The sequence below is a fragment of the Amycolatopsis sp. NPDC049253 genome, assembly GCF_040678995.1.
GTDB lineage: Bacteria > Actinomycetota > Actinomycetes > Mycobacteriales > Pseudonocardiaceae > Amycolatopsis.
This window is the reverse complement of the sequence record NZ_JBFAQX010000032.1, coordinates 66,471-78,054: the sequence shown is the minus strand read 5'-3', so window position 1 is coordinate 78,054 and position 11,584 is coordinate 66,471. Positions and strand designations below refer to the sequence as shown.

Annotated in this window: 12 protein-coding genes and 1 pseudogene; 2 read left to right on the top strand and 11 right to left on the bottom strand. The window is 70.1% G+C overall.

Annotated elements, in window-relative coordinates:
• Positions 1-205 precede the first annotated feature (205 nt).
• The 4 genes from AB0K15_RS40630 to AB0K15_RS40615 form a co-directional block, all read right to left on the bottom strand.
• Complete coding sequence (locus AB0K15_RS40630) at positions 206-601, bottom strand: STAS domain-containing protein (protein ID WP_364063624.1); 396 nt, start codon at positions 599-601, stop codon at positions 206-208.
• A 134-nt stretch (positions 602-735) separates the two neighbouring features.
• The gene (locus AB0K15_RS40625) at positions 736-960 is read right to left on the bottom strand and encodes a DUF6480 family protein (RefSeq protein WP_364063620.1); all 225 of its coding nucleotides are present in this window, start codon (positions 958-960) and stop codon (positions 736-738) included.
• The gene (locus AB0K15_RS40620; RefSeq protein WP_364063617.1) at positions 957-1,895 is read right to left on the bottom strand and encodes an SDR family NAD(P)-dependent oxidoreductase; all 939 of its coding nucleotides are present in this window, start codon (positions 1,893-1,895) and stop codon (positions 957-959) included. The genes AB0K15_RS40625 and AB0K15_RS40620 overlap by 4 nt, the downstream gene beginning before the upstream one ends.
• Positions 1,892-3,076 carry a zinc-dependent alcohol dehydrogenase gene (locus tag AB0K15_RS40615; RefSeq protein WP_364063707.1) on the bottom strand — a complete coding sequence of 395 codons (1,185 nt, stop codon included), beginning with the start codon at positions 3,074-3,076 and terminating at the stop codon, positions 1,892-1,894. The genes AB0K15_RS40620 and AB0K15_RS40615 overlap by 4 nt, the downstream gene beginning before the upstream one ends.
• Positions 3,077-3,784: 708 nt before the next feature.
• Between AB0K15_RS40615 and AB0K15_RS40610 the strand changes: the two genes are divergently transcribed.
• Positions 3,785-4,237 (top strand): SRPBCC family protein, encoded by a 453-nt coding sequence (locus AB0K15_RS40610; protein ID WP_364063612.1) that lies wholly within the window; start codon positions 3,785-3,787, stop codon positions 4,235-4,237.
• Between the two features lie 28 nt (positions 4,238-4,265).
• Here the strand turns inward: AB0K15_RS40610 and AB0K15_RS40605 are convergent, their stop codons facing one another.
• The gene (locus tag AB0K15_RS40605) at positions 4,266-5,852 is read right to left on the bottom strand and encodes an NAD(P)/FAD-dependent oxidoreductase (RefSeq protein ID WP_364063609.1); all 1,587 of its coding nucleotides are present in this window, start codon (positions 5,850-5,852) and stop codon (positions 4,266-4,268) included.
• Positions 5,853-5,964: 112 nt separating this feature from the next.
• The gene (locus AB0K15_RS40600) at positions 5,965-6,411 is read right to left on the bottom strand and encodes a DUF4383 domain-containing protein (protein ID WP_364063704.1); all 447 of its coding nucleotides are present in this window, start codon (positions 6,409-6,411) and stop codon (positions 5,965-5,967) included.
• A gap of 84 nt (positions 6,412-6,495) precedes the next feature.
• On the opposite strand from AB0K15_RS40600, the pseudogene AB0K15_RS40595 reads away from it, so the two are divergent.
• A pseudogene (locus tag AB0K15_RS40595) lies at positions 6,496-6,618 on the top strand (hypothetical protein); the annotation flags it as partial.
• Here AB0K15_RS40595 and AB0K15_RS40590 read toward each other — a convergent pair.
• From AB0K15_RS40590 to AB0K15_RS40570, 5 genes are all read right to left on the bottom strand, one after another.
• A complete protein-coding gene (locus AB0K15_RS40590) occupies positions 6,586-7,656 on the bottom strand; it encodes an iron-containing redox enzyme family protein (RefSeq protein WP_364063606.1) in 1,071 nt (356 codons plus the stop codon). The pseudogene AB0K15_RS40595 and the gene AB0K15_RS40590 sit on opposite strands and share 33 nt — an antisense overlap.
• 216 nt (positions 7,657-7,872) lie before the next feature.
• Positions 7,873-8,610: a GAF and ANTAR domain-containing protein gene (locus tag AB0K15_RS40585; protein WP_364063603.1), complete on the bottom strand. Its 738-nt coding sequence runs from the start codon at positions 8,608-8,610 to the stop codon at positions 7,873-7,875.
• Between the two features lie 58 nt (positions 8,611-8,668).
• Positions 8,669-9,445 (bottom strand): GAF and ANTAR domain-containing protein, encoded by a 777-nt coding sequence (locus AB0K15_RS40580; protein ID WP_364063600.1) that lies wholly within the window; start codon positions 9,443-9,445, stop codon positions 8,669-8,671.
• Positions 9,445-10,149 (bottom strand): GAF and ANTAR domain-containing protein, encoded by a 705-nt coding sequence (locus AB0K15_RS40575; RefSeq protein WP_364063597.1) that lies wholly within the window; start codon positions 10,147-10,149, stop codon positions 9,445-9,447. Before AB0K15_RS40575 ends, AB0K15_RS40580 begins: the two co-directional genes overlap by 1 nt.
• Before the next feature lie 927 nt (positions 10,150-11,076).
• The gene (locus AB0K15_RS40570) at positions 11,077-11,544 is read right to left on the bottom strand and encodes a hypothetical protein (protein ID WP_364063594.1); all 468 of its coding nucleotides are present in this window, start codon (positions 11,542-11,544) and stop codon (positions 11,077-11,079) included.
• Positions 11,545-11,584: the final 40 nt, after the last annotated feature.

Here is an 11,584-nt window from a genome sequence, read left to right as displayed (position 1 = left end):
GGGCTCCCCGGCAGCCGGGTCGGCGCCGCGGTCGGGCTCGCGAGCTTGTCCGCGACGTTCGCGTCGGAGCAGTTGTTCGGCTGATCCACAAGAACTTCGGCGTGATGGACTCCGGCTGGAGGTCCTCTCCGGATTACCGACCCTCATGCAGTGGTCGCCGGATCTTCTGAACGGCTGTTCGGGTACCAGCACCGCACGCCCGGACTCACGCCCGACAGGAAGAGCCAGTCCACATCGAAGCGGGCCGGAGCAGCTCGCTCGTACCGAACAGCCCGGACGAGTCCAGTCGTTCCAAGGTCCGCCGGACGGCCGGGGTGAAAATCAGCGACAACTCGGTCGAAGACCCCCGGCAGTGGAGTTCCAGGCTGAGCAGCACCGCGATTCCGCGCACCGACAGGAAGTCCACGCCGGTCAGATCGACGACCATGCTGTGATGCGGTGTGCGGCACAGCGCGTTCACCGCGTCGGCCAGCTGCGGCGCCGTGGCCATGTCGACGTCACCACTCACCGTGACCAGCGCTTGGCCGGGGCGGAGATGAAGGGTTTTCACGTCCATCGACGAGCGTCCGCTGATGTCGATACTTTTGAAGGTGCGAGCCATCTGAGTTTCCCGCGCTCGGATCCGAGGCAACCGGCAGGCGGGGCTGGGCCAGACGAGAACCATGACGCGGCTCCGTGTTCCACCACGTAAAGACAACCATAGCCGCGCGGTTCGTCCTGTACTACCGCGTCGGGTCAGCCGAAAAAGTCGAAGGCTCGCAGCAGGAAGAACGCGGCCAACCCGACGACAAGGACCCCGACGATCACCAGTGCGATCACCGGAACCGTCCTCGACGGCATCGGTTGCGGATGAGACAGCCCGGAAGTCTGCCCGGCATCGGGCGGGGTGTCTCCCGGTGCGACCGAACCTCCGGCCTCGAGACCGGGCGCGTCCTCCGGCCCCGGCCCGCGCGCAGTCATGGAGTTCTCTTCGCGTGGGCAGAATGTTTCATCGATACCACCTGTTCTTGGGAAGGTTCCGGCCAACGGCCGTGGACACGCTCGTGCCCGGGCGCCGGCTCGTGCACGTTTCCGGGAGTGGACCGCGCTCGCGCCCGGGTGGTCGCGGCCAGCTGGAACAACGGCCCGACCAGCCGGTCGTACGCCCTGGGCAGGAGCCGGAATCCGGCGATGATGACGGGGTTCGCCGGTCCGACCGGCACGGATACGTGGCGGCGCGGCCGGTCGGCCAGGCGCACGATCGCCGCGCTCACCCGCTCGGGAGCCAGGACGGGCCACGGCGGGCGGACGGCGCGGCCGCTGTAGTTGGCCGCCTGGTAGTAGATGGGCGTGTTGACACTGCCGGGGCTCACGATGCACACGTGCACTCCGGGCTCGTCCCGGGTCTCCTGCTGCAAGGTGCGCAACACCGCGCGTTGTCCCCACTTCGACGCCGCGTAGGCGCCCATCTGCGGGACAGTGACCGAGCCGAGCAGCGAGTTGACCCCGATGAGCGTCCCCGCACGCTGGCGGCGCAGGACCGGAAGCACCGCACGGGCCAGGTGAACGGTGCCGCGCACCGAGACGTCGACGACCGCGGTGAACACGTCCGCCGGCATCTCCTCGACCGTGCCGTACGCCATCACCGTCGCGGTGTGCACGACGACGTCGATCCGGCCGTGCCGGTCGAGGACCCGAGCGACCACCCGATCCGCCGCGGCCGGTTCGCCGATGTCCGCCACCGCGGTGTCCACGTCGCCGGTGCCTTGGCCCCGGCACGCCCGTTCCGCGGCTTCGAGCGCCTCGGCGCTGCGTGAGACCAGCACCAGGTTCTCGTCGCCGGCGGCGAACGCGGTCGCGGCGGCCAGCCCGATCCCGCTGCTCGCGCCGACGACCACCACGACCCGGCCGGTCACGGGTGGAGCACGACCTTGACGCAGCCGTCGTGCTTGTCGCGGAACATCTCGTAGCCGTTCGGGGCCTCGGCCAGAGGAAGGTGGTGCGTGGTGAGGTCCAGGGTGCCGAGCGGGTCGGCCGAATCGAGCACGAGCGGGAGGATCTCGTCAGTCCACCGGCGCACGTGGGCCTGGCCCATGCGAAGCTGGATACCGCGGTCGAACATCTCCATCATCGGCATCGCGTCGACCTCACCGCCGTACACCCCGGACACCGAGGCTGTCCCGTCTCGCCGCACACCCTTCACCGCCGCGTGCAGCGCGTCGAGCCGATCGACGGCCAGCTTGTCGGTGACCTTCTGGGCGAGCGCGTCCGGGAGCAAGCCGGTGGCTTTCTGAGCCGCGGCGACGAGCCGTCCGCCGTGGGCCTCCATCCCGACGGCGTCGATAGTGGCGTCCGGGCCGCGGCCGTCGACCAGGTCGATCAGTGTGGCGGCGACGTCGTCGACCTCGTCGAGGTTCACGGGTTCGGCGCCGTAGCGCGCGGCGAGGGCGAGCCGCTCGGGGACCCGGTCGACGCCGATGACGCGGCCGGCGCCCACGTGCGCGGCGATGCGGACGGCGAGCTGGCCGACCGGACCGAGGCCGAGGACCGCCACCGAGCCGCCGGGTGGCACGTCGGCGTAGCGTACGGCCTGCCACGCCGTCGGCAGGATGTCGGAGAGGAACAGGAACCGATCGTCCGGCGTGCCTTCGGGGACGACGACCGGGCCGAACTGGGCTTGCGGCACACGGAGGTACTCGGCCTGCCCACCGGGCACGGAGCCGTAGAGCGAGGTGTACCCGAAGAGGCTCGCGCCTTTGCCCTCGGCGCGCACCTGCGTGGTCTCGCACTGCGCGAACAGGCCCCGCGAGCACATCCAGCAGCGGCCGCAGGAGATGTTGAACGGCACCACGACCCGGTCCCCCACGGACAGGTGCGCGGCGGCGGAACCCGCTTCCTCGACGACGCCCATCGCCTCGTGGCCGAGCACGTCGCCCGGCTTGAGGTACGCGCCCAGCACGCCGTAGAGGTGCAGGTCGGAGCCGCAGATCGCGGTGGAGGTGACCTTGACGATCGCGTCGGTGGGCTCTTCGATGCGCGGGTCCGGTACGTCGGTGACTTCGACCTTTTCGGTGCCTTGCCAGGTCAGCGCTTTGATGTCGACTCCTCGGTGGTGGCGTCGGGCAACCGCGAAGAAACGCCGGCCGGGGCCGGGACCGGTGGAATTCGCGAGTCGGCCAAGGGCGGGGAGAGCAGGTCGCGGCCGTGGCCTCGTAGCTGGTCGCCCGGTTCCGGACGGCATACCCCCGTGCGCCAACGGCAAACGGCCGGCGTCGGTTTCCGGTCGGTCGGGAGGACTACCGCCCGCCGGTTAGGCGGTCCGGACTTCGCCAACGCCGAGGAATGGGACCCGGGGACCGTCTCCTATGCTCCGCTCGGCCGAGGGCCGACCGAAGTCGGGTCCCCATGGCGCAACGTCTCGGAGATCGCGGGCGTCGAGACAGAGCTGACGTAGGAGCTGACCCGGCTCGAACCCGTCCGGGTGGTGTTCGTCGGCCACAACGCCACCGCGACCTCCACCGACGACATCAACCTCCCCGGATCCCCGGCGCGCAGGCGTGACACGGCGAGTCGCGTCGTGACGGTTCGGGCAAAGGGAACGGCTTCCGCCGGCCAGCTGCATGACCGGCGGGAGCCGCTCCCACCGCGATACCCCGTTGCGCGGGAGCCAAACTTCCCAAGCCGCCAAAGTTCTTCGCACACCAGGACGGCGCCGTAGTGCGGCGGCCGCGGTTGCCCAGCCCGGCCGCGGGTACCCGTGGTGCGGAACGTCAGCAGCGACAGGACAATCCCCGAGGAGACAACGATGATCGAAGTGACCCGCCTCGTCCGGGCTTCGCCTGCGGCGGTGTTCGCCGTTCTCGCCGACGGGTGGTCCTACGCCGGCTGGGTCGTCGGCAGTTCGCACATCCGCGACGTCGACGCGACGTGGCCGGCGGTCGGCAGCCGCCTGCACCACAGCGTCGGCGCGTGGCCGGCGCAGGTTCAGGACAGCACGGTGGTGCTCGCCGTGCGGCCGGGTGAGTCCTTGAAACTCGAAGCCCAGGCGTGGCCGTTCGGCACGGCCGAGGTCGAAGTGACGTTGTCCGTCCAGGATGGACAGACCCTCGTCACGATGGCCGAGCGCGCGCTGCGTGGACCCGGCAAGCTGCTCCCCGAGCCGGTGCAGGCGCTGGTGCTACGGCCGCGCAACCAGGAATCCCTGGCCCGCTTGGCCGACGTGGTCGAGGGCCGCGAGCGGCAGCAGATCCGGTCGTAGCGCCACCACTGCCGCGCCGTCCGACGGATCAGCCGTACACCGCGCGGTGTGCCGTGCGGATCAGCGCGGCGTACCCCCCACCGAGCACGCCGTCGCGCGCCAAGGCGGCGCGAGCGGCGTTCGCGCCCGGTCCACCGTGGACCGCGCCGCCGGGGTGGGCCGAGGCACCGGCGAGGTAAAGGCGGTCGACCGGCGTGTCCGCGCGACCGAGACCCGGCACGGGCCGGAAAAAGAGCTGCTGGTGGATCGCCGTGGTGCCGCCGTTGACCGCGCCTCCCACGAGACTCGGGTCGTGGGAGGCGAGCTCGGCCGGGCCCTGGAGGTGGCGGGCGACGATCCGGTCGCGGAAACCCGGTGCCTGCCGTTCGATCGTGTCTTCGATCGCGTCGGCTGTGCGTGACAACGCCGACGCGGTCGCCACGGAGCCACGCGGCACATGGGTGTACGCCCACACGGCTTCGGTCCCGTCGGGCGAGCGCGTGGAATCGGCGGTGGTCATCTGGCCGAGCAGCAGGAACGGCCGGCTCGGCACCCGGCCGCGGGTCAGCTCAGAGCCGAACGTCGCGAGCCCGTCCTCGTCGCAGCCCAGGTGGACGGTGCCGGCGCCCGCCGCGTCCGGCGCGGCCCACGGAACCGGGCCACTCAAGGCCCAGTCGACCTTCACCGTCGCACTGTCCCACTCGAACGCCTCGAGATCCCGCAGCAGCCGGGCCGGCAGCCACTCCGGCGCCACGAGCTGCCCGTACAACGCGGTCGCCGGGACGTCGGCCAGCACGGCCCGGCGCGCGTGAACCGCCGTTCCATCCGCGCAGCGCACCCCCACCGCGCGGCCGTCGGCCACCAGGACCTCGGTCACGTCGCGTCCGCAGTGGACGGTTCCACGCCCGCCCAGACGGCGCAGCAAAGCCCCCACCAGCTCTCCCGCTCCACCCTCGGGCACGGGAAACCCCACGTCTTGGGCGAGCATCGTCAGCAGCCAGCCGAACACCGCGCTGCCCGCGTTGTCCACGGACAGATCGCTGTGCGCGGCGTTGCCCGCCAGCAGCAACCGCGCCCCCTCACCGGCGAACCGTTCCTGAGCGAACCGCCGCGCGGGCAACGTCAGCATCCGCGCCAGCCGCAGCGCTTCGGCAGTACCGGTGCGCCGCAGCAGCTTCACGGCGGGCCTAACCGGGGGGAACGGCGTGAACAGCGCGTCCAGCAGCGGGTCGCGCAGCCCTTGCCACTGAGCGAACAGCTCCCGCCAAGCGTCCCCGTCGGCGGGTGCGAACTGAGCCACCGATCGCGCCGTTCGGCCCACGTCGCGCGAGAGCACCACGCATCGGTCATCCGGCAAGACGTGCGCGAGCACGTCCGGCGCGTGCCGCCAGCGCAACCCGTGTTCTTCCAGGCCGAGGCCGCGCAGGATCGGCGACGCGGCGGCCATCGGGAAGAAGGCGCTGCACAGGTCGTTGCGGAAACCAAGTGCCGTCACCTCGGCGGTGCGCACGGCGCCACCCGGGGTGTCCGTGGCCTCGAGCACCAGGACGTCCCAACCGGCGTCGGCGAGCAGGTTCGCCGCGACGAGGCCGTTGTGTCCGGCCCCGACCACGATCGCGTCAACCGTCTCCCTCACGCCGACGCCGCCCTGAGGTTCCCGGTCGCGCCGGTGATCACGATGCGCACGCCCTCCGGATTACCCCGGTTCGGACAGCGGAAACCCGGCACCGTCGAGCGGCCCGCGGCGATCACTCCCTCCGTGAACTCGCCCGGTCGCGCTCGCTGTCCGCGGGCTGATCTCCTTCGCGGAAGCTGAGGGCGAGCATCACGATGGCGGCCAGCATGGTCACGAGTTGCAGAATCACGGTGGCCCAGTTGAGATTCAGCCGGTCGCCACTGCCGATCGTCACGACGAGGATGCTGTAGGCGTTGATCCCGGCGAACCAGACGGTCGCGGCGAGCGAAAACAACGCAGTGCCGCTGGTTCTGCGCGCGGCGAGCACGGCGAGCGCGCCGACGATCAAGTGCATGATGTTGAGCATGGGGCTGACGCTGAAGATCCACAGCGTGTACTCGGTCTGGTGGCGGGTGAACGGCCCGGCTCCGGTGGAGCCCGCGTTGCCGGGCGCGAAAAGCCCAGGACGCCGTCTACGACACGATGTGGGATTGGCTGACCGAAAGCTCTGCGGCCTCAGACCGCCGCGGCGATCCGCGCCGCAGGTCGGCGGCTGTCACCGCCGGGCCGGCTTGAGCGGGTCGCGGGCGGGGTACCCGGGCCGGTGAACGACAACGACTACGCCGCGGAAGCCGCGACCACCACCCCGTACGAAAACGGGCCGCTGCTCATCCGCGGCGCCTTCGAGCTCCGCTCACCGGACGGCAAAGTCATCGACCCCGGCCGAAGCACCGTCGCGCTGTGCCGGTGCGGACTCTCGGCGATCAAATCGTTCTGCGACGGCACCCGCAAAGTACGCGGCTTCCACGCCCCCGCCGGCGGGCGCGGACCCCGGCGCCGGACGCAACGACGAGCGTCCCTCTTCCCACCGGGCGAGCAGCATCCGGCCGAACTCCCCCTCCACCGCCAGCGCACACGCCGCTCCGAAAAGCACATCCTTCGCGGCTGACGGATTCTCGCGGGCGAACGAGCCACAAAGGTCGTGCGCGGCGATCTGCTCGTGCACGGCGTCGGCCTCCACGTGCTCATCGTAAAACCGCGTCGCGGCCGCGTCCCCGCCCAGCCGCCGCAACCCGTTGCCGTAGCGGCGGTTCGGCAACGAAGACGTCATCTCGAACGCCGCCAAGTGCCCCAGCGCCGCGCCCAGCCAGCGACGGTGAAACCCGAACAGGGACATCAGATTGCTGACCGCCAACGTCACCGCCGGGACACGGTCGACGTAACGGCCGTAGCCATCGTCCAGCCCCAGCGAGCGCATCGTGACGCGGAACAGCTCCGAATGCATCCGCGCGAGCCGGCCCTGCCCGTACTCATCGGCCTGGATCTCGACCAACGCCGCCTTGGCCGCCCCCGACAGCCGGGGAATGGCCCAGCTGTGCGGATCGGCCTCCTTCAAGTGGTACACCGAGCGCTGCGCCACGAACTCCCGGAACTGCCCCGCGGAAGCACCCCGCTGCAGGAACTTCGCCACCGGCGGCCCCTCGTCCGCCCGCACCAGGTCCGCCAGCGCCTGCGCGACCGCGTCCGGCCCTTCCGACACTGGAGTCAGGATCTCGCGCAAACCAGACAGCCATCTCCGTTCCAGCTGCCGTCGCACACCCGTGACAAAAGGAGTGTGCTCCCAATCGGCATCGACATCGTCGAAACCCCGATAGCTCAGCTCGTAACAAATCCACAGCGTGAGCTGCAAATCCTCGTCATGCCACACCGGCACGTCAGCGCCGGCCGGCATCGGGATGGCGGCCGCGTCATCCGGATCGGCCATCAGCCGGGTGATGACCGCCGAACTCGACGGACCGCGAGGACTGGGCAAACGCATAAAAGCTCCTGAAATGAAGAGAAATGTGGCCGACGGGCCACAGTGGAACGCAGCCCGAAGTCGTCGCCCCTCAACGGAGGCAACAGTTCCGGGTACCCGGCGGCCGGGACGGGGAAACCGGAGGGAACTGCGGGCGACGGGTCGCCCGAGGCCTCGACCTCGTCAGGCGTGCGGGTGGTTCAAGATCGTGGTCAGGTCGACGGTGCCGTTGCCTACGGCGCGGGCGAGGTCGATCAAGTGCAAGTGATGGGAGCGAGCGTATCCGCGCAGCCGCGTGAACGCTTCGTCCATCGAGACCCTGCCGTACTGGGCGAGCGCCCCTTTTGCTTGTTCGATCACGACACGGCTGTTGAGCGCGGTCTGCAGCTGGTCGGTGAGCTGGTCGCCACGTGCGATGGTGCGTTGTTGCAGAATGCCGATGGTGGCGACGTCGGCCAGCGCCTGCCCAAGCTCGACGTCCTCGCGGTCCGCGCCGCCGCTTTCGGTGTTGAGCAGGGTCAAGGCCCCGACGACCTGATCGCGCAACCGCATCGGCAGGGCCTGTGCTGCGCGGAAGCCGCACTCCGCCGCCGCCGCGGTGAACTTGGGCCAGCGCTGCGTCTCAGCAGGCAGGTCCGTGCAGAACATCGGCGATCCGCTGCGCACGCAGTCGACGCACGGGCCGTCGTCGGCCTGCACGGCGAACAGCTCCAGCAGCTCGGCCCGCTGCGAAGAGGAAGCCGCCACCTGCAGGTTCCCGTCGGCGTCGAGCAGGATCACCCCGGCGGCAGACACCCCGAGCAGATCGACGCAATGGCTCGTCAGCAGGTGCAGGAAGTCGGCGATGTCGAAATCGGCGACGAGGGTGTCGGCGAGGCTGACGAACGTGCGGGAGACTCGCCGCAGCCGGTCGCGCAGCACTGTTTCCGGCCGGTCAGTGGTGTTTGTCATGAGCGTGATTCACCCGTCCTTCCCATGGTCACGACCGGGACACGCCGGTGGCGTCGGTCAGCAATTCGTGGGGGTCGAGTTCCGTGGTGGCGATGTCGCGAGCGAGGTCGGACAAACGTCGCTGGTGCGTATGGGCGTAGCTGCGCATCGCGAGGTACGCCTGGTGCATGTCGAGTCCGCCGGCTTCGGCGAGAACGCCTTTGGCCTGTTCGACAACGGTGCGGTAGTGCAGGGTGGCCTGCAGCTGCTCGGACACGACCTCGTCGTGGCGGATGGCGCGCTGTTGCAGGATCCCGATGGTGGCGACGTCGGCCAGGGCCCGGCCCAGGGCGACGCTCGCTTCATCGATGGCCCCCGGGGCGGTACCGAGCAAGGTCAGCGCGCCGATGACTTTGTCGCGTAACCGCATCGGCACCGCGCACACGGCACGGAACCCGGCGTTCACCGCCGCCTCCGCGAACTGGGGCCACCGGCCGGTCTCGGCAGCGAGGTCCGCGCTGGCCACCGGCTGCCCGCTCTCGACGCAGTCCAGGCACGGTCCCTGGCGGGTTTGCGCGGCGAGCACCTCGATCAGCTCCGCCTGTTCGGATGACCCGGCCGTGGGCCGCCATCCACCGCGTTGATCGGACAGGATGACCCCGGCGGCGTCCACCGCGAGCAGTTGCGCGGCGCGCTCGGTGAGCATGCCCAGGAAGTCGAGCACGTCGAAGTCGGCGACCAGCGTGTCGGCAAGGGACACGAAGGTGTTCGCGAGTTGTTGGTCACGCGCGGTACTCATCATGTCGGCCTTTCCCTCACTGCGCATTACTGCCCCTCTTCGCTGTCGGTGAAGCGAAGCGACCGCTCCACGACCTGGCGGGCGACGTCGGCGAGCGGCATCGCATGGGCGAAGGCATAGCCACGCAGCCGCATCAACGCCACGTCGGTCGTCGACCCCAGCTGGACCTTCACCATGCCCGCGGCCTGGTGGACCTGCTCGTGCGAATCGGCCAGCCAGCTCACATCGTCACCGCTGTGTCCGTCCAGATCGGCGACCACGCCCTCGGTGGCGAAGTCGCTCAGGATCAGCGCATCGGCCAGCTGCTCCCGGGTGAGCGGACCGGTCGTGTCACGGTAGAGGTCCAGCGATCCCAGCCGGACCACCCCGACCTGCAGCGGGAAGGAGAACACGGCGGCTGCACCCAGCTCACACGCCGCGGGGGTGAACGCGGGCCACCGCGCAGTCTCGGCCGCCAGGTCGGCGACCAGCACCGGTCCGCCCGACGCGAACGCATCCAGGCACGGACCCTCACCCACAGTGAGCTGTAAATCTTCCAACCCGGCGCTGACCGGGTTCGTCGCATGCACCAGCCCCCGGCTCGGGTGCCCGTCACCGTTGCGCCGAGGCGTCTTACTCAGCACCGTGGCGCCGGCACCGGACACGGACACCTCCAGCACGCACCGATCGCACGCCAAGCGCACTGCCGACGCAGAGCCGGAGGCACCATCGGCGACCAGCAGCGCCAGCATCCGCTGCCGCCGGTTCTCCACCATCGCTCCTCCAGCCGCTCATCCCGCATGCGGCTACCCGCAACGCAGGGCCCCATACCTGGTGACCGCACCGACTCGTGCGCGGGGCAGGGGCGTGGACCGGTTCACGCAGCGGAGTCCGGGCGGCGCGGTACGCAGATGATTCGGCGCCCATCGGCGCACGGCTTGGTTTCGCGCAAAATTCGCGCGGGGACGGTTCGTGCGATCTGCAGGCTCGGTCGTGACCGAGCGAACGAATTTCGCGTCACCCTGGCCGTGGGATGGCGTTTACGACGCCTTGAGGAGCTGGTCCTCGAGAACCGGCGGAACTCGACCGCGCTGGCGGACACCGCACCGTACCCAGTCCATCCAGACGACCCGGCGATTCCTCGGCGACGACAACCCGAGCTGGCAGCGACGAACCCGCCCCTGAGGGGAGCAACGCGGGCCTGTGACCTGCGGTAGTGAACATTTTCCTGGTCGAACCGCTATCCGCACTTCCCTGACACGGAAGAGGTCACTGGTTCAATCCCAGTATCACGCACCAACTGAAACCGCAGGTCAGAAGCCCTGTCCCTCCCCGGAGGGGCAGGGCTTCAGTCGTCACACGGCGATGATCCGGCGATGGCGCCGCGGCCGAGTACGAGACCGACGGGACCGCCCGTGGGGGAACCGGCTTCGCCCGCTCCCCCGGCTCACCGCCGCCGCGGACCGCAGCCGGCGCCCGTCCAGCGCGTCCGGGATCCGGTTCACCATCGCCGGGGCCACGTGGTCGTGGACCCGTGCGATGCCTGCCCTCTTCTGGCTCAGCCGCGCCCGCCGCGCATCGGGGTCTCCGACGACACAGACGGCGGACAAGCCGGCCGGACCGTCCCTTTCGGACTCGGCGGCGCACCCGGCTCGAACTCTCCGGCTCGAACGGGCCGGTCAGCGTTTGGTGGTGATCGTGGTGACCGGCAGGCCGAACCGGCGCTCGGCCTGGTGCGGCAGGTCGGCCCGGAGCCAGCGGGAGGCGCGCCGGGGCAGGGTGGCCACGATGATCTCGTCGAACTCACGGCCCGTGAGCACCTTGGCGATGGCTTCGAGCGGCTGGGCGCTCCCGAGGTCGCCGTCCGCCTGGACCTTTCGCGCGGCGAGGTCGGCGAGCACCTGGTCCAGCCGTTGCCGGGCCTGCACCGTCGCCTCCTCGTCGGAGGCAGGTCGGCCGAAGTCCATCACCACGCTGGGCATCGGCATCAAGCCGCCGGCGGCGGGCACCGTGTGGTAGTGCGCGGCCGCGGTGTTCGGGACGAGGACGTAGAAGGAGCTCGGCCCCGCCTCGATCCTCTTGTGGAGCTCCTTCTGCAGCTCCGGCCCCAGGAGGGTCTGGTTCGCGACCACGAGGTAACTGCGCATGAAGACCACCCACTCGGTCAGGTCCTTGACATGCTGTGCA